Below are 23878 nucleotides of genomic sequence, written 5' to 3' on the forward strand. Positions count from 1 at the left end.
ATACACGAAAATCAATGGGTCCTGACCCTAACCAGTTCAGTATGCGCAAACAAGTTGGCAATGCCAATGGCCGGTCGATAACAACGTGCCCAAGCGCCACGGCGCGCAAACGACCTGGTCCGATCCCGAGATGATCTGGGAGGCCGTTTCTCCAGCCAGACGCGAAACCCTGTCCGCTCTGGAAACTCGTGAAAGGGGCGCAATATTATCTGAGCGTGCGGTATAGGCGATGACGTTGAACTAAAATTTACATAAGACGGATTATCAGTGTTTTTCTTTGTAGCCGGTGCGCGCTACGCTTAGGTGCGGCTCCTGTTAGAAAACAGCAAGTTATCTAATAGAGAGCGCCTGCCCTCGGAGCGGTTTTAGCGCAACTGTGTGCCAAGGGACGCGTTCAGATCTAACGCTGGAAGCTCGCAAAGGTCCTTGTCCAGGAGATGGCGCACATGCTGCAGCGCTTGAAAGCCACCAGTTCCCGCGAGACCAAGGGGAACTGGTTCAGCGATGATTGCGTGACGGGCTATGACGGCGCCGCTGCGCATCGGCAGGCCACCGATCGCTGCGCCCGCCACCGCGAGCTGATCGGGCAGCCGCAGCTTCGAAATCAGGTCGTGGAGCGGATCAAAAGTGGCCGGCTACCTGAGCAGATCTGCAACCGACTGATCCGCGAAGGTGCGACGCTCCGGATCTGCCAAGAGACGATCTACTGGTACATCGACTCGAAGGAAGGCAGGACGCAGGAGCTCTGGTGGTACCCGCCCGAGCACCACAGGGCTCGCCGGGTTCCAAAAGCCGACCGGGTTTCGCGTTCCATGAGTGAAGGAGACGCAGGCTCAAAACACGGCGCGACCTGCGACTGAAGAGGTCCGTGTCCGCTAAGGGGAAACCATGGAGCAATCTGGCGACAAAGATCCCGCCGCCAGATCCTCAAAGCTCAGCCGACACCGCGCTCGGGAATGGACGCCCTCGAGCCCATGGCATGGAGGCCTCAAAAAGAGACCTTGTCGCCACCCTTGAGGCCCAGAATGTCGCGCGCCTCGTCTGGCGTCGCGATTTCTGAGCCCAGGTCCTCGACTATGCGGCGGATCTTGGCGACCTGCTGTGCATTGCTTTCCGCCAGTTGTCCGCGCCGGATCAAGAGGCTGTCCTCTAGCCCCACACGGAGGTTGCCGCCCATCTGCGCCGCGGTGCTCGCCAGCCCCATTTGAGCGCCCCCGGCCCCCAACACCGACCAGCGATAATCATCGCCGAAGAGGCGGTCCGCGGTCCGTTTCATGAAAATCAGGTTGTCCACTTCCGGTCCGATCCCACCGAGGATGCCGAAGATGAACTGGATGAAAATCGGCGCCTTGAACAGCCCGATATCCATGCAGAATTTCAGGTTGTAGAGATGACCGACGTCATAGCACTCATGCTCGAATTTGATGTCATGAGGGGCGAGGCTCGTCGCCGCCTCGCGGATATCGGCGAAGGTGTTGCGAAAGATATTGCCCTCGGAGCTTTCGACATAGTCTTTCTCCCAGTCGAATTTCCAGTCGTCATATCGCTTCGCGAGCGGATGGAACGAGAAGTTCATCGACCCCATGTTCATCGAACACATCTCGGGTGAGAAAGTCAGCGCAGGCTTGATGCGCTCGGAGATCGGCAGATGCAGCGAGCCGCCCGTCGAGATGTTCACCACCGCATCCGTGGCCTGCTTGATCCGCGGGAGGAAGGCGGCGAAGTGGTCAGGGTCGACCGAGACCCCGCCATCTTCGGGCCGCCGCGCATGCAGGTGCAGGATCGACGCCCCGGCCTCGGCCGCAGCGATCGACTGGCTGGCGATGTCGTCGGCGGTATAGGGCAGCGCATCCGACATCGTCGGCGTGTGGATCGCCCCAGTGATCGCGCAGGAAATGATTGTCTTGGGTTTGCGTGCCATCATGGCCTCCTTTGGTCAGTCGTCCTGCCCGCGCACGCGGCGCGAGAGTGGAAAGAGTTCGATCCCGAAGCGCTCTCGGACCAATCCCCACAGGCCCTTCGGCGCGCGCAGCATGATCCCGATCGCAAGCGCGCCGAGAATGATGAGGTAGATCGTGCCCAGATCGGCGAGCGTCTGGCGCAGCGCAAAGAAGATCAGCGTGCCGATGATCGGCCCCTCGATCGTGCCGATCCCGCCGATCACCACAATGAAAATCACGAAGGCGGTCCAGTCATTGGTCGAAAACGCCGCATCGGGCGAGATGCGGATCTTTTGCAAAGAGATCAGAGCGCCGGTCAGCGCCGTCAGCCCGCCGGTGATGACATAGACGAAGAATTTCGTGCGCCAGATATTTATGCCCAGCGATTTCGACGCGAGTTCATTGTCGCGGATCGCGGTCAGCGCCAATCCCGCGCGCGACCGCAAGAACACCACCACCGCCCCGATGACAACAAGGCACAGACCCAGCGCGAGCCAATAGGTCAGCGCTTCACGTGCATCGCGCCCGTCCGCCAAAGATTTGATGATCGCGGGCGAAAGCGATGTGCCAGACCCGCCGCCGAGCGCCGAAATCTGCGCCGCAGTGAGACGGAAGACCTCGGCTACGACCCAGGTGCCGATCGCGAAATAGGCGCCGCGCAGACGGAAAATCAATAGTGCCACCGGCATCGCGATCAGCGCGCCGAGCACGCCCGTGACCGCGATTGCCGGAACCGGGGGAACCCCGCCCAACATGGTCAGTCCGAAGAGCGCATATCCCCCGAGCCCGACATAGGCCTGCTGGCCGACGGAAACGAGCCCGGCGTAGCCCGCGAGCAGGTTCCACAGCGAGGCGAGTGAAATATAGAGGAAGATCTCGGCCATCAGCCGCATCTCGGCCCGTCCCGCCCACCAGGGCGCGGCGATCAGCGTAAGGGCGATTAGCGCGCCAACCACCATCGCGACGGAAGAGGCGCGCGAGACGCGGGTGACGTAAAGGGATTTGCTCATCTGACTGCTCATCCGTCGATCCTCGGGAAGAAGCCGCGCGGGCGTATGGCGAGAATGGCGAGAAAGACGATGTGGCCCGCGAGGATTTGCAGTCCTGGGTCAATCTTTGCGCCAACGGCCTGCGCGACGCCGAGGATGACCCCGCCCGCCAACGTCCCCCAAAGATTGCCCAAGCCGCCGATAATCACCGCCTCGAACCCAAAGATCAGCCGGCTGCCACCGATCGAGGGATCAAAGCTGGTGCGAATGCCCAGCAGCACCCCTGCGATCGCCGTGACGGCGAGCGCGATCGCCATGGCGAGACCGAAGACATGCGCCCGGTTCAGGCCCATCAGCTGCGCGATGTCCTGTTTGTCCGAGGTCGCGCGGAACGCCCGACCCAAGGCGGTGTGATAGAACATCCACTGCAGTCCCCAGACCACCACCACCGCGACCGCAAAGGTCAAAAGCGGCAGCAACCCGAGTGCGAAGGGTCCAATTTTGACGCTCGCCGTCTCTAGCCAGCCCGCATCAAGCTTCTGCGGGTCGGCGGAATAGCCCAGCAACAGCGCATTCTGGATGATCACCGCGAGGCCGAAGGTCACCAGAAGTGGCGGCAGGATATCCTCTCCCATCACGCGGTTGAGGATGCCGCGCTGCAAGACGTATCCGATCACGGCCATCGCTGGCACCACGATCACGAGCGCCCAGAGCGGCCCGATGCCCGTCGCGGTGACCACGCTGAGCGCAAGATAGGCGGCCAGCACGATCAGGTCGCCATGCGCGATATTGACCAGTCGCATGACCCCGAAGATCAGCGACAGCCCGGCCGCAAACAGCGCATAGAGCCCGCCCAGCAAGGTGCCTTGTATGATCGCGTTGAGCCAATCCATCCTCTTACACCCCGAAATAAGCGCGCGAGATTTCCTCGCGCGAGACCGAATTCGACGCCCCTTCGAGCGAGACGCGCCCCTCTTGCAGGCAATAGACCCGCCGGCTGACCGACAGCGCCTTGGAGATGTCCTGCTCGACGATGATCGCGGCCATCCCCTGCCCGACGATGCCGGGAAGCGCCTCGTAGATCTGCTTGATGATGACCGGTGCGAGGCCGAGACTGATCTCGTCCATCATCACCAGATCAGGGTTCGCCATCAGCGCCCGCCCGATCGCCACCATCTGCTGCTGCCCGCCCGAGAGCGAGGTTGAAGGCTGGTGCCGGCGCTCCTCCAGAATCGGGAATAGATCGTAGATCCGCTTGAGCGACCATGGCCCCTTGCGCCCCAGTTGCCCGCCGAGGATCAGGTTCTCCTCGACTGAAAGCGAGGGGAACAGCTGCCGTCCCTCCGGCACCAATGCGATGCCCCGTGCCGCGACCTGATCGGCCCGGAGCGCGCCAATCTTTTGACCCTGAAACCGGATTGCCTCTGCGCCATCTTTCATCAGTCCTGAGACCGAGCGCATTAACGTCGATTTGCCCGCGCCATTCGCTCCGATGATCGCGATCACCTCGCCGGGATCGACATGCAGGGTGATCCCGTAGAGCGCCTGAAAATCGCCGTAATGGGCGTCGAGATTTAAAATGTTCAAAAATTCAGGCATCACCTTCGATCCCCAGATAGATCTCACGCACTTCTTGGCTCTGCATGATCTCGTCGGGCGCGCCTTGCGCGATCAGCTTGCCGAAATCGATCACGATCAATCGGTCGACCACTGCCAGAAGCGCGTGGACGACATGTTCGATCCAGACGATCGAGACGCCGGTTTCGCGGATTTGTTTGATCGTCTCGATCAGCGATTTGCACTCGTTCTCGGTCAGCCCGCCCGCGATCTCATCGAGCAGCAGCACCTTGGGCCGCGCGCAAAGCGCCCGCGCCAGCTCGAGCCGCTTGCGGTCCAGAAGGGTCAGTCCGCCTGCCAGCGTATTCGCGCGCCCCAAAAGCCCCGTTCGGTCCAGCACCTCGAGGCAGAGCGCATCTGCCTGGGCTCCGCTGAGATTGGCACCTTGTGTGGCGGCGACCAGAGTGTTCTCGAAGACCGTCATCCCGCTGAAAGGCTGCGGCACCTGAAAGCTGCGTGCGATCCCCGCGCGGCAGCGCCGCGCCGCCGACCAGTTGGTGATGTCGTGCCCGTCATAGCGGATCGTGCCGCCATCGGCGGAAAGCGTACCTGTTACGAGGTTGAACATTGAGGTCTTGCCCGCTCCATTGGGTCCCAGCACGCCAAGCGCCTCGCCGGGGGCGAGCGACCAGCTTTGTGCGTCGGCCACCGTTACCGCGCCAAAGGATTTCGTGACCTCGCTGAGTTCTAGAATGGGTGTCATCGCCTGTTCTCGCAGCTCTTGTCTCATGTCGTCCGCGCACGACAAGCGCGCGCGGACGGGGGAGGCGCTCAGCTCAGAAGCTGGAGCGAACTCGTGGTCGGAATTTCTGGCGCGGGGCCGTTCGCCACGATTTCCAAAGAAAGCTTGCCATCGGTCTGTTGCCACTGCCCTGCGACGAGCGGCGTCTTGGTGACGTTCTTCACCGGCCCGTTCGAGAAGTTCACCGGACCCACGATCGTCTTGAGATCGGTGCCCTTGATCGCCGCAACCTTCGCCTCGGTATCCTCAAGATCCTCGCAACGCGCGATCACGTCAGAGATCACCTCGAACAGCGCATGCTTGAAGCCGATAGGCTGCGTCCACGGCCGACCGGACGCCTGCTCGTAACCGCTTGCTAGCTCGGCTGAACTTACACCGGTCAACGAAGACGAGAACGGGTGATGCGGCGACCACCAGACCTCGCTCGACAGTCCCACGCCGCGATCCCCGAGACCCTCGACCGCCGAGGGGAACAGAAGAGCCTTGCCGATGGTGACGATCTTCGGAGAAAAGCCCTGCTGCGCCGCCTGGCTCCAGAAGGTCGCAAAATCCGGCGGTATCATGTTGCCGGTCACGATCTCGCAGCCCGCCTGCTTGAAGGCGTCGATCTGATTGGTGAAATCGTCCGACATCGGCTGATAGCGGCCCGGATCGGTGAGTGCGTAGCCCGCCTCGGACAGCGCCGGCGGCAGGCCAAGCTTCGGATCGCCCCAGGCATTGCCGTCGGCATCGTTCGGAAACAGGCCGCCGACTTTCTTCGCGACACCGGGCTGCGTGGCCCACATGTCAAGAAAGGCCGCGATGACGTCTTCGAGGCCCCAGAAGAAGTGGTAGGTATATTCGAAGCCGGTACCGGGCTTTCCATTGCGCCCGAAGAAATAGGGCTGCCATGGGCAATCGGTGGTGAGACAGGCGACCTCGTTGATCTCGGCCTGATCGGCCACCGGGTTTACCGTGTCGGGGGTCGAGCTGGCGGTGATGAAGTCGACCTCGTCGGACAGGATCAAGTCGCTCGCAACTTCCGCCGCGCGGTTCGGGTTCGACTGGCTGTCCTTCTCGATGATCTCGATCTGGTAGGTTTTGCCGTTATTCACGATCCCACCGGCGAGTTTTTCGCGGATCTTGCCGAGAATGTAGTCATCCGCCTCGGCGAAACCTGCAAGTGGGCCGGTGCGCGGTGCGACATGGCCGATCCGCAGCGTCGGATTGGCCGCGTAGGCTCGCGTCGATCGCAGGATGGCGGGGGCGGCGAGCACCGCCGTACCGGTCGCGAGAAACGCGCGCCGTGTCGTCGTGAGTTGCTTTGTCATTCTCTCCTCCCTCTGGCATTTGCCGATGCCCGGCCGCCGGCTCCTCTTCCGGCGGGGCGGGACGGTTTCAGTCATCCAGTATCGTTTCCAGCCGGTTCAGATGCCGTGCGACGCGGTCGCGCGTCGCCTGCGCCTCCTCGGCGCTCCAGCGCCGGAAACCCTCGCCCGTTTTCATGCCCAGATGCCCCGTCTCGACCAACTGTTCGAGATAGGGAGACGGCCCGGGTCGCCGCTCGAGATCGGCAAGGACGGTCTGATGAATATCGAGCGTCAGATCGGTCCCAACGAGGTCCGCATTCTCCAGCGGCCCCAGCACCGCGAGCCTGCGCCCGAAGCTTTGCTTGACCACCGTATCGACACCCTCGGCATCGCAGATCCCATGCTCGACCAAGCTGATCGCCTCGCGCCAGAGCGCATGTTGCAGCCGATTGCCGATGAAGCCCGGCACGTCGCGGGCAACCTTGACCGGCGCCTTGCCAGCGTCGGCCAGAAGCGCAACCATACGGTCCATCACCTCCGGGTCGGTCCATTCGGTCGCAATGACCTCGACCAGCGGGATCATGTGCGCGGGATTCCACCAATGGGTGCCAAGCGCGCGGCCTCGGTGACTCAATCCCGACATGATCGAGGTGATCGGCATCACCGAGGTGTTCGACGCGAGGATCGCATCGGTGGGCGCGCACGCTTCGACCTCCGCAAACAGTCTCTGCTTGAGCTCAAGTTTCTCGGGCGCGGCTTCGAAGACGACTTCGGCCTGCGATACCGCCTCGGCGATGCTGTCACGGACCTCCACCCGGTCTAGGGCCTGGGTGATCTCAGCGGGATCGCAGCCCATCGCCGTCATACTGCTGCGGATGTTCTCGTGCAGAGCCGTGCGTGCCTCGGTTACCGGATCGGTGACCCGGATCGCGTGGCCGGCGCGCGCCAATGTCAGCGCAATCCCGTGCCCCATTAGCCCTGCGCCCAAAACTGTGATCCGTGCCATTTTTCTATCCCGCCGTGTAGCCGCCATCGGCGTAAAGAATGTGGCCGGTGTAGAAATCCGACGCTTTCGAGGCGAGGAATAGAAGCGGCCCCGCCAAATCCTCGGGCTCGCCCAGACGCCCTTTCGGAACACGGGTCAGAAAGCCCTCTCTAACGGCCGTGGCCTGGTCGGTATCCTCGAACATCCACGCCGTCAGCGGCGAGCGGAAGACGGTTGGCGCGATCGCGTTGACCGTGATCCCGGTCGGGCCAAGCTCGCAGCCAAGTGCCTTGGTGATCCCGTCGACCGCAGCTTTCGAGGCGCAATAGGCGGTGTAGCCCGCCGGGTGACCCAGAAGCCCACGCGCCGAAGACACGAGCACGATCTTGCCGCCCTGCCCCTGCGCCTTCATCTGTACCGTCGCCGCCCGGGCGAGCAACCAGCTTTGCGTGACATTCGCATCCATGACATTCGCGAATGTCTCAGGCGCCATCTCATCGATCTTCGAAACCTTGTTCATGCCTGATGCGACGACGAGGATATCGAGTGTGCCGAACGCCTTCACAGCCTCCGCGACCAGCGCTGCGCAGGCGGCTTCGCTATCAGGGCGCGTATTGACCTCGACCACCTCTGCGCCGCCCTCGCGACATTCCTCGGCAATCTCGGACAGGGCCTCGGCATTGCCAGCCGCCAGTACCAGCTTGCAGCCAGCTCCGGCCAAAACCCGCGCCGCAACCATACCAAAGGCGCCGGATGCACCGGTAATCAACGCGGTCTTGCCAGCGACATTAAACATCAGGGACGGATCGATTACAGCCATCGTGGTTACCTCTTCACTTCGGCGGATAGGGAATGACCACGAGCATCTTGCAAACGTGGTTGGAGCGGTTTTCGATCACGCGCTCTTCATCGGGCGCGATCGTGCAGCTGTCGAACCGACCGAGCACGGTCTCGATACCGTCCACGATCAGGGTCATCTCGCCCTCAAGGACGATATAGACCTTCTCGAATGGCGTGCTGTCGGGGCCTGCCCCGCCGCCGGGCAGGAACTGGCTGAAGCCGATCCATTGGTTCGTGGGGCCGCCTTCCTCGAACCCTTGGAGGCGCAGCCCGTGGCAGCCGAAATGGTTCGGTGCCTCATATGGCAAGGCGTCGTCAAAACGTTTGAGATGCATTCTCGGTCCTCCTCTTCGGTGTCCGGAAAAGCTCTCCTCCGAGCAGGTCCGGACCTCTCTCCTGCTCTGGCCTCCAGTCAGACCGCTACTTCCGTCCCGCGCGTTAGCCATCTAGGCACTGCCGGAACTCGTGGCGCGAGGCGCAAACACATCCAAATTTGGACATTAAGATGCGTTCGTTTCTTCTCCAGAGGCGTCAAAATCTTTCGAACCCGAGGCCGCGCATGCGCTCATTTCGCGGCCCCGGGAGTTGGACGAACGGGTCAGAGTTGCATGAAGACCCCGTTCGACCGACAACGTGGCTCAGAAAGCCTCGCCTGCCTCGATCCGGTAGTTCTGACCTTTGTCGATCATTGCCACCAGACGAATGATGCAACCGTCGCCACGATCCCAATTCCAAGGGAAGAAGGCGAAGGTGCAGCGCTTACCGCTGACCGCGTCCAAATCGCCGCCCACGTTTTCGATGCCAAGGATGCCGTTTTTAAACAGCAAGTTGTGAACCGGCTCCCATTCCGGGAACGCCTCGTCCCACGCGATGCCGCCGGACCATTCGAGATACTCCTTGGCCAGATGCGGCAGCAGCGGTCCGTTGCGATGCGGGCCGATCGCCGTGGCCAGGGGGTGATCATTGGCCTGCGTGTCATGGCCTACGACCTTGACGCCCTTCTCAATCATCCATTCGGCTGCAGAGGACACGAGACCCGGGCAATAGGGAAAGTAATCCCCATCCTCGTATTCCTTGTGCCAGCCGGTGTTGATGATCAGCACGTCGCCCTTGCGGATTGCATGGCCGCAAGCTTTCTCAAGGTCATCGGCAGTAATCTGCTCCCATTTCTTCTTCGGAATCGAAACGACGAGACCCGTGCCGAAGAAATGCGGCAGCGGCACTTCGTCGATGAAGGGCGTGCCCTGCACCACATGCGCAGGTGCGTCGATATGAGTGGTGACGTGCATCGTGTGCGTCATCGTTTGGCTCAGAACGCCCGACTTCGCCATGTAATGCATCCGCTCGATCTGGACGTCACGGAAATAGGGCCAATTCGGGCACTGGTAGCCGAAGCGATGGCTGAGATTGTAAAATTCCAACCCCATCGAGTTTTCGGTGTTCGATTCAAATTCGATCCCACGGATCTTGACCATGATGATTTCCTCCCGTCGCCGCCTTCGAGCGGCGCAAAATTCGGTCCGCCTCCCCTACCGAGGTGACCACATTACGGTATGCCCTGCCCGCATTGTAAGTCAATACATTTTCATAATGCAGTTTTATCGTATCGTATCATGAGCTATCAGCAGGACGAATTTTGTTCAAAAGCGCCGGGAAAACTCATGGAAAGCTACGCTAAAACAAGTGGCGTCAAGGTTTTACGGCGCGCAGCCGCCATCTTACGGGTGATCCGCGATGCGCCGGACGGAATGAGCCTTGGACAAATCGCGCTCAAGATTGGTCTGCCTCGCTCTACCGTGCAGAGAATCGTGAAGGCCTTTCAGGATGAGCGGCTTGTCACGTGGTCCACGATCAACGGTGGCATCGTGCTGGGACCCGAGATGCGCGCGCTCGCCGAGGCCTCGCGCTACGACATTATCAGCGACTGCCGGATCGTGCTGCAGGAGATCGCCGAAGCGACCGGCGAGACCGCCGATCTGTCGGTCCTGCGCGCCGAGGGGATGATCCTGCTCGATCAGGTGGCGGGTACGCATCGGCTACGAACAGTGACGCCGGTCGGCGAGGTTTTTCCTCTCTGCTCGACCGCCAATGGCCGCGCGAGCCTCGCGTTGCTTGAGGATGCGGTGGCGCGCGATCTGCTCTCGCGCCAAAGGCCCCCCTGCCCGGTCGCGCGCGAATTGTCGCTACTGCCGGAGATTCGCAAAACCGGACTTGCCTATGACATCGACGAGCATACGGAGGGCGTGCGCGGGATCGGCACCGCATTCCGCGACAGTCACGGCGACATCTACGCGCTCTCTGTGCCGATCCCACGCTCTCGGTTTGACGCGCGACGCATGTCGGTTGAATACAGCCTCCTGCGTGCGCGCGATACTGTTGAATGTCTGATGGTTTAGGATAAGAATCGCTGATCGGGAGAGAGGAGCCCCATGGCACGCGACGACGCATCAAAGAACGGAATCCAGGTTATCGCACGCGCCGCGCGCATTCTGCGTGCGTTGCGCGAAGCGCAGACCGGGATGAGCCTGGGACAAATCGCCGACATCGTCGGATTGCCACGTTCAACCGTGCAGCGCATCGTTGGCGCCTTGCAGGAAGAGCGACTGGTGATTGCCTCGCTGCAGGGAGGTGGGCTGCGGATCGGCCCCGAAATGCAGAGCTTCGCCAATGCGGCGCGCTACAATATCGTAGAAAGCTGCCGCCTGTTGCTGACCGAGCTGAGCCAGGAAACAGGTGAGACGTCTGATCTCTCGGTCCTACGCGGGGCCGGAATGATCTTTCTCGACCAGGTCCCGGGCACGCATCGACTGCGCACGGTCTCCTCGGTGGGTGAGGTGTTTCCGCTGACAACCACCGCAAATGGCAAAGTCTGTCTGGCGCTCCTGCCGCCGGAGCGCGCACAGGCCCTGGCGCGCGCGGAATGGGACCGACGCGGCATGAGCGTCGATCCTGAGGCTTTCGAGGTCGAACTGGCCGAGGTGCGCGAGACCGGGCTGGCTTACGATCGCAACGACCACACGGAAGGCATCTCAGCAATCGGCATAGGATTCCACGACTGGTCGGGCGATTTGCATGCGATTTCAGTGCCGGTCCCCAGCTCACGCTTCTGTGCGATCGAGAAGCGGGTCCGCAATGCAATCCTTAAGACCCGCGCCCATGTCACGAAGCTGATGGAGCGTTAGCGCTCTTTCCTCTGTGCCTTTTGCGCGATGTCGCAGGCAAACTCCGTCCCGAAGGCCGTGGATGTGTCCAATTGCGGTCGCGAGCAACTGGGAGCTTGCCCGCCGATTGCAGCGCATCGAACAGCTCGACCGACCGCATGTTCATGCCTCGCGGATCCTGCTCCGCGATTCCTAAGAACAGAAAAATACCGCTCGAGAAGAGGACACGTCGCTCAGACCCCCAGCAAGTCAGCAGCGTTGTCGTGACAGATCGCCTGACGCTCCGCGTCGCTGAGCGGCGCGGCTTCGATCCAATCGGCGGCTTCCTGCGGGCGCTCGAACGGGTAATCCATCGAGAACAGCACCCGGTCGACGCCGAGCGCATCGACCGCGCAGCGCAGCGGCTCATCCGAGCAGACCCCGGCCGTCGTCACCCAGACATTGCGCTTGAAATAGTCCGAGGGCTTCATCTCCAGCCGTTTCTCACCGCGGTTGGAGATTTCCCAACGACTGTCGAACCGCCAGAGCTGATAAGGCAGAGTCTCGCCCATATGACCAAGGATCAGCCGCGCCCTCGGAAAGCGGTCGAAGACGCCGCCGAAGATCAGCCGCAGCGCGTGGTTGCCGGTCTCCACGGTCCACGACCAGACCGGACCGAACAGCTCGGGATGACCGTGATACATGTAGGGCACATCGGCCGGGTTGTTGGGATGGATGTAGATTGGCGCGCCCAGATCGGCGGCGCGCTCCCACAAGGGCGAGACCCGGTCGTCGTCGAGATACAGCCCGCCGGTCGCGCCATTCACCATCGCGCCCTGCATTCCGAGATCGCGGATGCATCGTTCCAACTCGTCCGCCGCCTCCTCCGGGTCCTGCACCGGCAGATGCGCGAGCCCGCCATATCGCCCGCCTGAGGCCGCGATCTTCTCGGCGTGGAAATCGTTGCAGGCCATCGCTCCGGCGACGGCCTTGGCGATGTCGGGCTCCGCCTGCACGCCGGGACCCGCTAACGACAAAACCGCGACGCGCACCCCGGCGGCATCCATCGCCTCCAGCCGACGATCGCCGAAATCGGCAAGTGCCTCGGCCGCCTTGCCGAACAGCTCGGGCGAGATGTTGATCGCCGTCTTGCCGAAATAGGGCTCGAAGCCGGGGAACATGAAATGCTCTTCGAGAGCAATCTTTTGGGTCATCGCGGGAGGTCCTTCTTAGTCCAGTTCGAAAATCTTTTTCTCGGTCTTGTGCTCGCAGGGGCCGGGGCCGCGCGGACCGATCGTGTAATTGTCGCAGATCACCGCAAAGACGGTGCCGTCGTCATAGCCCGGATGCACCGCCAAGGTCTGAGCCTCGGCAATCGGGAGCGTCTCGTCATGACGTATCAGCGGACGCTCCACCATGTCGCCCATCCCCTGTCCGTGGGCATAGAGCCGCGTCTCGGGCGGCAGGTGATGCGCGCGCATCCATTCGTCATGGGACGCCGCAATTGCCGCCGGATCGGCACCGGGCACAAGAAGCGAAAGCGTATGATCCTGCGCGGCCTTCATCGCGGCAAAGGCGTCCAGAAGTTCAGGCCGCGCCCGGCCCAACACGACGGTGCGCGCGATCTCGGCATAGGCCCCGCCGGGGCCGTTCACTTCGATCAGCATCGAGAAATGGTCGCCCTTCTCGATCATCCGTCCCTGCAGGTGGCGCGGATTGAAGCGCGCGGCCTCGCCTTGCGGGGCAGACCCACATAGCGTGATCCCCTGATCCGAGCCCAGCTCTTGCGCGCGCGCCATCGCAGCCTGCGCCACCTCGACATCGCGCATCCCCGGCTGGATCACCTCCAGTACATACGCCCACACCTCGTCCTGCAGCGCACAGGTGGCCCGGTAGTGGCCCAGCTCTTCGGCAGATTTCACCGCCTTGAGCCGGTCGATCATCTCGGAGGCATCGCTGCATTCCACCCCATCGATCCGCCGCACCGCCTGTACCAGTGCCGATGGCATCGCGCGGGGCGTCACCAGACCGACCCGGCGCGCCCCGCCCTCGGCCAGCTCCTGCGCGATCAATTCGGCGTCGTAATCCCCGGTCTGCCCGATCGAACTGAAGGAGGGCCGCGTCAGATGTCGGCCGACGCCGCGCAAGACCGGGTCATCGCCCTGCAGATCGCGCGCCTGCGCGAAAGGCCCCATCTCGACCACGCTCATCGGACGATCGAGCCAGAAGATCACCGAGCGCGGATAGCCGTTGGTCGCGGGAAAATCGGTGAGCCAGCGCACGTGGCCGCCAAGCCAGTCCTGCGACCCCCAGACAACGACCGCGTCCAGCCCCTCGCTGGTCATCGCGGCGCGCATCGCCTGCCAGCGGCGGGCCAGTTCGGTATCGGACACGGCATTGAGGCGGCGGGCGTTGGGGGCGGTCATGAGGCACTCCTTTCGACGCGATCCGACAGCGCAGCGGCGCCGCCCTCGCGGTAGTCTTCCAGATGAGTCAGCAGGATCGGCAGGGCGTTTTTCGCATAAGCATCGCTCAGCCCGCCGACATGGGGTGTGGCGATCACGTTGGGAAACTCCTTCCACGGCTGCGGGCCCGACCACGGCTCGGTTGCGTAGACATCGAGCCCGGCGCCTCCCAGATGACCGCTGCGCAGGCTCGCGGCCAACGCCGCCTCGTCGACGCAGCCGCCGCGGGCGATATTGATCAGCAAGCTGCCCTGCCGCATCGCGGCCAGCACCTCGGCATCGACGATGTGATGGGTGGCGGGTGAATAGGGCACCAGCACGGTCAGGATATCTGCCTCGTCCACCGCCGCGTGCAGCTCGGCCCGCTTGTAGATGCGCGCGAAGCCAGGCACCTCGGCGCGCCCGTCCGAGACCCCGGTGACCTCCATCCCGAAGGCGCGCGCCCGCACGGCCAACGCCTCCGCGATCGAGCCCAGCCCGAGGATGCACATGCTCCGCCCGTCGAGCACCGGCTGCTCCCACCGCTCCCAGTGGTCGCATCGCTGGTTGTCGATCATCCGCGGCAGGTCGCGCATCAGCGCCATCGCCAACATCAGTGCCAGCTCTGCCATCTGCGGCCCGTGAATCCCGCGCGAGCGGGTCAGCGTGACATCGCGCGAGAGCACTTTCGAGGCGAGCAGATTATCCACCCCCGTGGTCAGCGCATGGATCCAGCGCAGGCCCGACATCCGTTCCAGAAGATCGTCCTTGAGATAGGGCGCAAGCCCGACCAGAACCTCTGCCGACAGCGCTTCGTCCGGCAGATCGTCCGGCGTGGCAGCGCTGAACACCGCCATGTCGGGCCAGCGCGCACGGATCGCCGTGGCATAGTTATCAGCGCGCGCGTCAAGAATAAGAACGGACATCGCCTCTCCTTTCAGTAGAGTGCTTGCGGTAGCCACAGCGCAATCTGCGGGGCCACGAAAAGCGCGAGGATCAGGATCAGCGGCGCCAGCAAGAAGGGTAGGATCCCGCGATAGATATCGACGAGCTTGAGATCCGCGAACTGCGCCTGAATGACGAAGATATTCATCCCCACCGGTGGCGAGATCAGCCCGATTTCCACGACGATCACCACGATTACGCCGAACCAGATCGGGTCGTAGCCAAAGCTCGTCACCACGGGCAGGAAGACGGGCACCGTGATCAGCACCATCCCGATCCCTTCGAGAAAACAACCCAGCACGAGGTAGATCACGATGATCGAACTCAGTACCGCGATCCGGCCAAACCCCATCGCCTGTGCCTCCGCGATCAGAAAGTCCGGAAGCTTTGTCTGCACCACGAAATTGGCGAACATCGTGGCTGCGATGATGATCAGGAATAGCATCGCCGAGGTAATCGCGGTTGCACGAAGAGCTTGGCGCAGGGCGAGGAAGCTCAGGCGTCGGGTGACAAAGCCCAGAAGGATCGCACCGAACGCGCCGATGGCAGCGGCTTCGTTCGGACTGAAGATGCCCATGTAGATACCGCCGATGGTGACGGTGAAAAGGATCAGGAACTGCCATGGCGCGGCCAGCGCCTTGAGCCGCGTGCTCAATGAGGCCGGCGGATCGGCCGGCACCTGACCGCGGCTCAGAGCCGCCACGCCAAGCGCGATCAAGACATAGAGAATCGCCAGCGCCACCCCAGGCAGGAAGGCTGCCGCGAACAGCTTGCGCAGCGACAGTTCCGCAATGGCGGAATAGATCACCAGGATGATAGAAGGTGGGATCAGGATACCCAGCGTGCCGCCCGCAGCTATCGACGCGGTCGAGAAGCTGTCGGTAAAGCCCGCCCGGCGCATCTCGGGGAGCGAGATCCGCGTCATCGTGGCAGCCGTGGCGACCGAAGAGCCACAGACTGTACCGAACGCGCCCGAGGCCCCGATCGTGGCGATCGCCAGCCCGCCGCGCAAGCCGGAAAACACCACGCGCGCTGCTTGAAACAGCTCTGACGAAAGCCGCGATGAGGTCGCCACCTCCCCCATCAGGATGAAGAGCGGCACCACCGAGAGGTTATAGTTTGTCGCCTGATCGAATGGCGTCGCCCCGGCGAGCAGCTTCGCGGCATAAGGCCCGGAAATCAGAAAGTTTCCGCCGATCCCGCAAAGTGCCAGCGCCAGCCAGACCGGCGCGCGCAATGCGAGCAGCACGAACATGATCCCGAGTATTGAAAGGCCGAGAGTTGTATCGCTCATTCGCCGCTCTCCTCGAGCGACTTGCGATCGGTCTCAAGGCGGGTGGTGGGGGCGACAACTGCACCAAGCGCCCCCAGAAGCGCTCCGCCGACACCGACAAGTGCGGCGACCCAGACATACCAGAGCGGCAGACCCAACTCGAGCGAGCGGTCGCCATAGGCCCGCGCCTCGGCCATCGGCTGCACCATTGCCCAAACGATATAGCTGAGCACCACGACCGAGATCGACGCCCAGAACCGTTTGAGAAACCCGGTGGCCTTCGGCGGAAGCACTGTGTCTATCAGATCGATGACGACTTCATGCCGCGTGAAGATGACATGGGCGATCGCGAAAAGCGCGGAGATACATAGCAAGATCCCTACCGCATCGTAGGTTCCTCGGATCGGGCTGTTGAACAGCGCGCGCATCGCCACATCGGCGGTGATCGCGAGCATCATCAGGACAAGGGCGATTTCGGATAGGGCCATGAACCCTCGCGCCAGCTGTTCCACCAGACGCAAAACGACACGCGACATCGGGTTCCTCCTCCCTCAATGGCTGCGAATAGAGAGCGGCGCGCCCAGTTCCCCGAGCGCGCCGTCTGTTTTACTTGGTATAAGCGTCGTAAAAGGCCTGCGCTGGGGCGCCATTTTTGGCGGCCGCCTTTATCTGCGCCTCGACAATCGGCTGCACGAGTTCGTGGAACTTTTTCTGTTCGTCCTCGGACAACGTCACGATCTTGACGCCGTTTTTCTCGAGGTATTCCTTGCCCTTCGCCTCGCTTTGATCCCAGGACGCGCCATAGGCCTGCGCCTGATCGGGACCGGTGGTCTCGTTGATGGCCTTCTGCTCCTCGGGGGTCAGCGCGTCAAAGGTCTTTTGGTTCATCACGAAAGCAAAAGTGGCGGAAGCCACGCCCGGCTCGAGGCTGTAGTTCAACTCCGGGCCCAGGTCGAAGGCCTGAAGCGCCTCGAACGGGAAGGTCGCACCGTCCACGATCCCTTTGGCCAACGCCTCGGAGGTCTCCGCCGGTGGCACCGGAAGGGGCGACGCGCCCAGCTTGTCGAGCACTTGCTGGAATACCTCACCTGCATAGCGTATGCGCAGCCCCTTCAGCGCCGCGAGATCGCTGGGTTCGCGGCCCTTGATATTGATCTTAAGCGGCGGCGTAACCGCCATCCATAGGATCTTCATCCCGGGATACTCACCGGAAAGATATTCCGGCGCCAGCTCGGTCAATCTGCGGGAAGTAATCTCGCTTTTGTTGCCAGCCGAAGGGTAGCTCAGCGGTAAACCCGCGAGCGTCGTGAGCGGGAACCGGCCGGGCGTCGCGGAATTCAGGATGATTGCCGCATCGGCCGCCCCGGAGGCAACCAGATCGAACTGCCGATTCACCGGGCCGAGCTGGCCGGCCGGAAAGACCTGCACGCTCAGCTCGCCATTGGTTTTTTCCTCCAGCGTCTTACCCCACGCCTCCACGGCTCGGGTAAAGGTATGTTTGGGCGGTAGATAGCTGGAGACCTTGAGCACGGTCTTTGACATCGCCGGTGATGCCACGAGGCTCAGCGCGGCCAGCGCTCCGAAGACAAGTTTCATTTTTTCCTCCCTGATCGAGTCGTCTCGATACCGCATTATGGTGCGATCGTATCGTTTAGTGGTCAACTGTTTTTTCTTGAGATGACGATCAAGATGCATTGCAAGAGGTTTCGAACTCTCGCCTGACCACGCCGCAGCGGCAAACTTTGTCGTTATGATCTATGGGTTTACCCGGCCCCGCTGGGGTCACGGTCCCTTCAACCTCTTCAACCGGGAGTTCTGGTCCTTGAACGGCTTCAGCCGTCGCATTTCGTCAGGCAGAGGGCCCGCGTATTTCTTCTTCCAACTTAAGTTGGGCGTCTGGCTGATACCGTTTGCGCGACGATTGATCCGCTGGATCTATCGCTTACGCTTCCTCTCAGACAGATCTCTGCGACCCCGGCGCCTTCCGCGCCTTGCGTCAAAATGAGCGCCTGTCTCGCGGGTCCAAAAGTATGCTCGCTTTCATACGCTTCCACGCCTCGCCCAGCCAAGGAGGCGTAGCGGAAAGCTGCCGCTTCAAACGGTGCAGCTTCCGGCGATCAGATCACTTGCTCACTTTGCTAGACGCCTTGCGTGAGCTCTGCACGGCGGTCAGCTGCGATGCGGGGATCGGATTTGATCCGACGACCTGCGCGCCCGCGCCCGTGGCGATCTGCAACGTCGCCCATTCGAGCGCGAGGTCGTTGACCGCAGAGGCTGCGTTGATTTGCGCCGTCGTCGCATCCAGATCGACCGTCAGAAGATCCACGAGGGTAATCGCGCCGCTCTGATAGTTCTGGCGCTCCTGCGCGAGGGCCGAGCTATAGGACGAGGCCGAATTCTCCAGCGCCGCTGCCCTTATCTTGTATTGGTGCAGGTTGGACAGTCCGACCTGCACATCGCTGACCGCATTGGTGACGGTGGAGCGCCAGGATAGCTCGGCTTGTTTCGCCGCTGATATCTGCGCGTCGCGCTGAGCAGACAGCAGTCCGTGGGTCAGCAGCGGCAGGCTGATCTGTGGCCCGAAGAACCAAGACGAAACTCCGGCTTTGTCGGTCACAGTCCCAGACAGCGAAAGCGAGGGCAGCATCGCGGCGTCGTCTACGCCGATCTTAGCCACGGCCTCGTGCAAAAGCGCCTGCTGGTAGCGGATATCCGGGCGGTTGCGTAGAAGGTCGGCGGGGACTCCGCTGGAAACCTTCCCCGGCGCATGTAACTGGTGCGGGTGGCGGTTCATCTCAGCCAAGATCGGCGCGGCGGGACGGTTGAGAAGCTTGGCGATTGCGTAGGTGTTCGATTTGTAAAGCGCGACATACTGGGGCAGATCACCGCGCGCCGTCTCAAGCGCGGCGCGGCCTTGATCGACCTCATATGTGGTAGCGCCGCCGGCCTTGTATTGATTTTGCGTGACGGTCAGTGTCTGCGCCCGGGCGTGGATCGAAAGGCGGGTCAGCGCTGCCGCTTGCTGGTAGTAGCGCGCGTTGGCATAGGCCGCGATCATCGATGCCAACCATTGAAGCCGCACGACCTGCAGGTTCGCCTGCGCCGCCGCCACTCCCGCCGCAGCGCTCTCGCGCTCCCGCCGTAGCCCGCCAAAGAGGTCGAGCACCAAACCCGCGCTGAGCGTGTTGTTCGTCATCAAATGGGAACTTTGCCCTGTCCCGCCGCTTTGGCCGCGTGACAGACTGTTGGTATCGCTGACGGCGGCATTTATCCCGGTCTGGCGCAGCGCCGCGCGGGCCTGCACGATCTCTTCCTGCGCAAGCTGTACGCTCAAGTTCTGGCTCAGCCCGGTTTCGATATACTGCGTCAGCCGCGCGTCATGATAGGCGCGCCACCATGGCGTTTCGGCGGCATTTGCGTCGCTGCGGGTGGTGCCCCCGATATAGGCGGATGGCAGGTCGGCGGTCGGGGCCTGGAAGTTCGGGCCGACCGCCGCGCAACCGGTCAGAAGCAGGACGGCGGTCAAGGTCAGGGTTTTCATGCTTGGGTTTCCTTGCGGCGGGCGCGTGCGATCCGGTCGACACCGGCCATCACGGCGACATAGAGGACGGGGCAGAAGAAGATGCCGAAGATGGCGGTGAACAAGATCCCTCCCAGCATCCCGATGCCGATCGACTGCTGCGAGGCCGCGCCTGCCCCATGCGCCAGCGCCAGCGGCGTGATGCCGAGGGTGAAGGCGAGCGAAGTCATCAGGATCGGACGCAGGCGCTGACGCGACGCGGTCATCGTGGCCTCGAGCAGGGTCATTCCCTGGCTGCGCAGCGTCTCGGCGAATTCCACGATCAGGATCGAGTTCCTAGCGCAGAGGCCGATCGTGGTGAGCAGCCCGACCTTAAAGTAGACGTCGTTTGCCTGCCCGAAGATCCAAGACGCAAGGACCGCCCCGAGGACACCGATAGGCACGGTCAGCATCACGGCAAAGGGCACCGTCCAGCTGTTGTAGAGCGCGGCGAGACACAGGAACACCACGATGCCCGATAGCGCGTACAGCATGCTCTGCTGATTGCCCGCGACGATTTCCTGATAGGACAGCCCGGTCCAGGCGACGCCGTAATTGCCCGGCAGGTTATTGGCCAGCGCCGCAACACGATCCATCGCCGTGCCAGAGCTTTTCCCCGGCGCCGCGTTGCCCGAAATCTCGACCGACTCGACCCCGCCGTAGCCGCCGATCAGCTTCGGCTCCCGTGTCAGGGAGGTCGTGACAAAACTGCCGAGCGGGACCATCTCGCCTGTGCTGTTGCGGGTGAACCAGTGGTCGATGTCGCTTGGCTGCATGCGGTTTGGCGCGTTGCCCTCGACGATCACCTCGTGCAGCTTGGTGCCAAGCGTGAAGTCGTTCACATAATTTCCGGCAAAGATCGTCGAGAGCTGGCTGTTGATCGCCGAGAGCGTCAGGCCGAAGGCCTGCGCCTTGGCGCTGTTGATCGACACCCTGAGCGCCCCGGTCGAGGAATCGCCCGGTCCGCGCACCCCGGTCAGCGTCGGGTCCGACTGGGCCTCGCTGATCAGCTTGCCGGCGGCGGCGTTGAGCGCGTTGGTGCCGTTGCCCGCCTGGTCGACCAGTTCCATCGTGAAGCCGGACGACGTGCCCATCCCGGGAATCGGCGGCGGCTGCAGGAAGATCACCTGGCCGTACTGGCCGGTCCCGAAGGTCCGGTTGGCCTGCGCGGCCAGCATCCCGGCACTGACGCCCGGGCGCTGCTTGTAATCCTTGAGCTTGATAAACATCAGTCCTTCATTCTGACCCTGCCCGTTGAAACTGAAGCCGGCGACGCCGAAGGTCGAATTCGCATATTTTCCGCCCGGACCCTTGGTCCAGTAATTGCGGATCTGCTGGATCGTGCGCTCGGTCTGTTGCAGGGTCGATCCCTCGGGCAGCTCGATCAGGGTCATCAGCACGCTCTGGTCCTCCTGCGGCAGGAAGGACGAGGGCAGCTTGCCGAAGCTCCAGACCACGGCCACCAGAATGATCGCCATCACCAGGACCATCCGCAGCGGTCGGCGTACCAGCCGCGTGACCGAGGCGACATAGCCCCGCTGCGTGGCGTCGAACCCGTCGTTGAACTTGCGCGCGGGCCAGAAACGCGGATGCCCGGTGCCGGGCTTGAGCAAGGTCGCGCACATCGTCGGCGTCAGGATCAGCGCGACGAACAGCGACAGCACCATCGCCGAGATGATCGTAACCGAGAATTGCCGGTAGATGATGCCGGTCGATCCGCCCATGAAGGCCATCGGCAGGAACACGGCCGAAAGCACCACGACGATACCCACCAGCGCGCCCGAGATCTCGTGCATCGACTTGCGCGTCGCCTCCGCGGCCGAGAGGTTCTCTTCCTCCATCACCCGCTCGACGTTCTCGACCACGACGATGGCGTCATCAACAAGTAGACCGATCGCCAGCACAAGCGCGAACATCGTCAACGTGTTGACCGTCATCCCGACGGTGGCAAGGATCCCGAAGGTGCCCAACAGAACGATCGGCACCGCAATGGTGGGGATGATCGTCGCCCGCCAGCTTTGCAGGAATACCAGGATTACCAGGAACACCAGCCCGATGGCGATGGCCAGAGTCTCATAGACGCTGTGGATCGACTTCTGCACAAAGGGCGCGGTGTCATAGGGGAAGACCATCTTGACGCCCGCCGGCAGCACACTGTGCAATTGCGCGATTGTCTTGCGCACGGCGGCCGAGGTCTCGACCGCATTGGCACCGGAACTCAGGTCGACGGCGATCCCCGCGGCCGGGTGGCCGTTATAGGTGGAGCTGATGTCGGGCGTCTGCGGCCCAAGCCCGACCTTCGCCACGTCGCCCAGATAGACGCTGGAGCCGTCGGTGTTGGTCTTCATCACGATATTGCGGAATTGCGAAGGCGTGCTCAGCATCGAGCGCGCCACCAGCGGCAGCTGGAACTGCTGGCCCGGCACCACCGGCTGGTCGCCGATATAGCCCGCCGACAGGTTGGTGTTCTGCGCCGCGACCGCATCCGTCACGTCCGACGGCGTGACCTGATAGGAATAGAGCTTGTGCGGATCGAGCCAGATCCGCATCGCATAGGGCGAGGCGAAGACGGTGACCTGACCGACGCCGGGCGTACGCTCGATCGGATTCTCGAACTTGTTGTGCAGGATGTCGCCGAGGGCGGTGGCATCGTATTTGTTGTCGGTCGACACCAGCGCCGCGACCATCAGGATGGAGCTGGAGCTTTGCCGCACCCTAAGCCCGGCCTGCTGTACCGCCGAGGGCAGTTGCGATTCAACGTTGGAGAGCTTGTTCTGCACCTCGACCTGGGCAATCGCGCCGGTGACCGAACTGTCGAACACCAGCGAGATAGAGGCATTCCCCTGAGAGGATTTCGACGTCATGTAGAGCAGCCCGTCGAGCCCGGTCATCTGATCGACGATGCGCTGGGTGACGGAGTTCTTGACCGTGTCTGCCGAGGCGCCAGTATAGGTGGCGCTGATCTGCACCGTCGTCGGCGCGATCTCGGGGTATTGCGAGACTGGCAGGGTCTGAAGACCCAGGTAGCCGGCCATCATCACGAGGATCGCCAGCACCCAGGCGAAGACGGGCTTACGCAGGAAATAGGAGGTCATCTGCCTGTCCGATCAGTTCTTGGCGGCCGCTGGGGCTGCGGATTTGGCGTTGGCGCCGCCGTTCTGCCGGGTCACGGCGCCGTCCTTGCCGACGGTCGCGGGGACCGGCGCGACCGGGCGGCCGGCGCCCATGTATTTCAGCCCGTCGACGATCAGCTTGTCGCCATCTTCAAGGCCCGAGGTCACGACCCACTGGTTCTGGTAGCTGCCGGTCTCAGTCAGGGTCTGGGATGCGGCGCGTCCGTTCTTCTCAAGGAAGACAGTGATCTTCCCGTCGCTGGTCACGTTCGCGGCCTCCTGCGGGATCAGAAAGCCCTGCACGGTGCCCAGCTGCACCTGAGCGTGCAGGAACATCCCCGGCAGGATCTGGCGGTGCGGGTTATCGAAGCGGAACCGGATCGACACCGTGCCAGTCGTGGTCGACACCGTCGGCGCCGGCGCCACCAGCTGGCCGGTGGAGGTATAGACCTCGCCATTCTCCAGCGTGAGCTTGGCCACGATCTGGGATGATGGGGTCATTTTCCCCTCATCGACCAATTTGCGGATCGACAGGATGCTGGCGCTCGGCTCCAGCACGTCGACCTCGATCGGGTCGAGCCGGGTAACGGTGGTCAGCGCGGTGTTTTGCGAGGCTGTGACGACGTTGCCGTCGGTCACAGACGGCACCGCCGGATAGCCCGCGATCGGGCTGCGCACGGTGGTCCAGCCAAGCTGTACCTTGGCATAGTCGAGCGCCGCCTGCGCCGCCTTGACGCTGGCCTGATCCTCTTCCAGCGTGGATTTGTAGCCCGCGACCTGGGCCGCTGTGTAGCCTTGCCCTTCCAGCTTGAGCGCGCGGTCGTAGTTGGCCTGATCGGTGGGGATCGCCGCCTGCGCCTTGTCAAGCGCCGCCTGATCGCTGTCGACCGTGGCCTGATAGGTGGCGGTGTCGAGTTGGAACATCGGATCGCCCGCCTGCAGCTTCTTGCCCGACGTATAGAGCACCTTGGTGGGGTCTGTTGCCGGAGGGGGCAGAATAGT

Annotated in this window: 22 protein-coding genes; 3 read left to right on the top strand and 19 right to left on the bottom strand. The window is 62.6% G+C overall.

Annotated features, from left to right (window positions below):
* The first annotated feature begins 446 nt into the window (after positions 1-446).
* A complete protein-coding gene (locus DL1_RS18535) occupies positions 447-860 on the top strand; it encodes a hypothetical protein (RefSeq protein WP_074855031.1) in 414 nt (137 codons plus the stop codon).
* Positions 861-988: 128 nt separating this feature from the next.
* Here the strand turns inward: DL1_RS18535 and kce are convergent, their stop codons facing one another.
* The 10 genes from kce to DL1_RS18585 form a co-directional block, all read right to left on the bottom strand.
* Positions 989-1921 (bottom strand): 3,5-dioxohexanoate:acetyl-CoA acetone transferase, encoded by a 933-nt coding sequence (gene kce / locus DL1_RS18540; RefSeq protein ID WP_038069183.1) that lies wholly within the window; start codon positions 1919-1921, stop codon positions 989-991.
* A gap of 15 nt (positions 1922-1936) precedes the next feature.
* On the bottom strand, positions 1937-2950 hold the full coding sequence (locus tag DL1_RS18545) for a branched-chain amino acid ABC transporter permease (protein ID WP_245739666.1): 1014 nt from the start codon (positions 2948-2950) through the stop codon (positions 1937-1939).
* A gap of 8 nt (positions 2951-2958) precedes the next feature.
* Positions 2959-3822 carry a branched-chain amino acid ABC transporter permease gene (locus tag DL1_RS18550; RefSeq protein WP_038069185.1) on the bottom strand — a complete coding sequence of 288 codons (864 nt, stop codon included), beginning with the start codon at positions 3820-3822 and terminating at the stop codon, positions 2959-2961.
* Between the two features lie 4 nt (positions 3823-3826).
* The gene (locus tag DL1_RS18555) at positions 3827-4528 is read right to left on the bottom strand and encodes an ABC transporter ATP-binding protein (protein ID WP_038069186.1); all 702 of its coding nucleotides are present in this window, start codon (positions 4526-4528) and stop codon (positions 3827-3829) included.
* On the bottom strand, positions 4521-5249 hold the full coding sequence (locus DL1_RS18560) for an ABC transporter ATP-binding protein (RefSeq protein ID WP_038069189.1): 729 nt from the start codon (positions 5247-5249) through the stop codon (positions 4521-4523). The genes DL1_RS18555 and DL1_RS18560 overlap by 8 nt, the downstream gene beginning before the upstream one ends.
* 68 nt (positions 5250-5317) lie before the next feature.
* Positions 5318-6598 (bottom strand): ABC transporter substrate-binding protein, encoded by a 1281-nt coding sequence (locus DL1_RS18565; protein ID WP_038069196.1) that lies wholly within the window; start codon positions 6596-6598, stop codon positions 5318-5320.
* Between the two features lie 67 nt (positions 6599-6665).
* Positions 6666-7583: a 3-hydroxyacyl-CoA dehydrogenase family protein gene (locus tag DL1_RS18570; protein WP_038069198.1), complete on the bottom strand. Its 918-nt coding sequence runs from the start codon at positions 7581-7583 to the stop codon at positions 6666-6668.
* A gap of 4 nt (positions 7584-7587) precedes the next feature.
* A complete protein-coding gene (locus DL1_RS18575) occupies positions 7588-8382 on the bottom strand; it encodes an SDR family NAD(P)-dependent oxidoreductase (RefSeq protein WP_038069200.1) in 795 nt (264 codons plus the stop codon).
* Between the two features lie 13 nt (positions 8383-8395).
* Positions 8396-8737: a cupin domain-containing protein gene (locus DL1_RS18580; RefSeq protein ID WP_038069202.1), complete on the bottom strand. Its 342-nt coding sequence runs from the start codon at positions 8735-8737 to the stop codon at positions 8396-8398.
* A 303-nt stretch (positions 8738-9040) separates the two neighbouring features.
* Positions 9041-9877, bottom strand: a complete 837-nt coding sequence (locus DL1_RS18585; protein ID WP_038069203.1) for a cyclase family protein — start codon at positions 9875-9877, stop codon at positions 9041-9043.
* Between the two features lie 186 nt (positions 9878-10063).
* Between DL1_RS18585 and DL1_RS18590 the strand changes: the two genes are divergently transcribed.
* Together DL1_RS18590 and DL1_RS18595 are read left to right on the top strand one after the other, a co-directional pair.
* The gene (locus tag DL1_RS18590; RefSeq protein ID WP_038069204.1) at positions 10064-10798 is read left to right on the top strand and encodes an IclR family transcriptional regulator; all 735 of its coding nucleotides are present in this window, start codon (positions 10064-10066) and stop codon (positions 10796-10798) included.
* Positions 10799-10831: 33 nt separating this feature from the next.
* Positions 10832-11584 carry an IclR family transcriptional regulator gene (locus DL1_RS18595; RefSeq protein ID WP_038069207.1) on the top strand — a complete coding sequence of 251 codons (753 nt, stop codon included), beginning with the start codon at positions 10832-10834 and terminating at the stop codon, positions 11582-11584.
* Positions 11585-11796: 212 nt separating this feature from the next.
* Here the strand turns inward: DL1_RS18595 and DL1_RS18600 are convergent, their stop codons facing one another.
* The 9 genes from DL1_RS18600 to DL1_RS18640 form a co-directional block, all read right to left on the bottom strand.
* Positions 11797-12756, bottom strand: a complete 960-nt coding sequence (locus DL1_RS18600; RefSeq protein WP_038069213.1) for an amidohydrolase family protein — start codon at positions 12754-12756, stop codon at positions 11797-11799.
* Positions 12757-12771: 15 nt separating this feature from the next.
* Positions 12772-13968: an aminopeptidase P family protein gene (locus DL1_RS18605; protein WP_038069214.1), complete on the bottom strand. Its 1197-nt coding sequence runs from the start codon at positions 13966-13968 to the stop codon at positions 12772-12774.
* Positions 13965-14912, bottom strand: a complete 948-nt coding sequence (locus DL1_RS18610) for a D-2-hydroxyacid dehydrogenase (RefSeq protein ID WP_038069215.1) — start codon at positions 14910-14912, stop codon at positions 13965-13967. Before DL1_RS18610 ends, DL1_RS18605 begins: the two co-directional genes overlap by 4 nt.
* A gap of 11 nt (positions 14913-14923) precedes the next feature.
* Positions 14924-16225 carry a TRAP transporter large permease gene (locus tag DL1_RS18615; RefSeq protein WP_038069218.1) on the bottom strand — a complete coding sequence of 434 codons (1302 nt, stop codon included), beginning with the start codon at positions 16223-16225 and terminating at the stop codon, positions 14924-14926.
* Positions 16222-16740: a TRAP transporter small permease gene (locus DL1_RS18620; RefSeq protein WP_038069220.1), complete on the bottom strand. Its 519-nt coding sequence runs from the start codon at positions 16738-16740 to the stop codon at positions 16222-16224. The genes DL1_RS18615 and DL1_RS18620 overlap by 4 nt, the downstream gene beginning before the upstream one ends.
* A gap of 70 nt (positions 16741-16810) precedes the next feature.
* Entirely contained in the window at positions 16811-17899 is a 1089-nt protein-coding gene (locus tag DL1_RS18625; protein WP_081856406.1) for a TRAP transporter substrate-binding protein, read from the bottom strand.
* Between the two features lie 427 nt (positions 17900-18326).
* Positions 18327-19745 (bottom strand): efflux transporter outer membrane subunit, encoded by a 1419-nt coding sequence (locus tag DL1_RS18630; RefSeq protein WP_074855032.1) that lies wholly within the window; start codon positions 19743-19745, stop codon positions 18327-18329.
* A complete protein-coding gene (locus tag DL1_RS18635; RefSeq protein WP_038069223.1) occupies positions 19742-22858 on the bottom strand; it encodes a multidrug efflux RND transporter permease subunit in 3117 nt (1038 codons plus the stop codon). The genes DL1_RS18630 and DL1_RS18635 overlap by 4 nt, the downstream gene beginning before the upstream one ends.
* A 12-nt stretch (positions 22859-22870) precedes the next feature.
* A partial coding sequence (locus tag DL1_RS18640) for an efflux RND transporter periplasmic adaptor subunit (RefSeq protein ID WP_038069235.1) occupies positions 22871-23878 on the bottom strand: 1008 nt, incomplete at its 5' end.

Origin of the sequence: Thioclava dalianensis, assembly GCF_000715505.1 — a bacterium.
Classification (GTDB): Bacteria; Pseudomonadota; Alphaproteobacteria; order Rhodobacterales; family Rhodobacteraceae; genus Thioclava; species Thioclava dalianensis.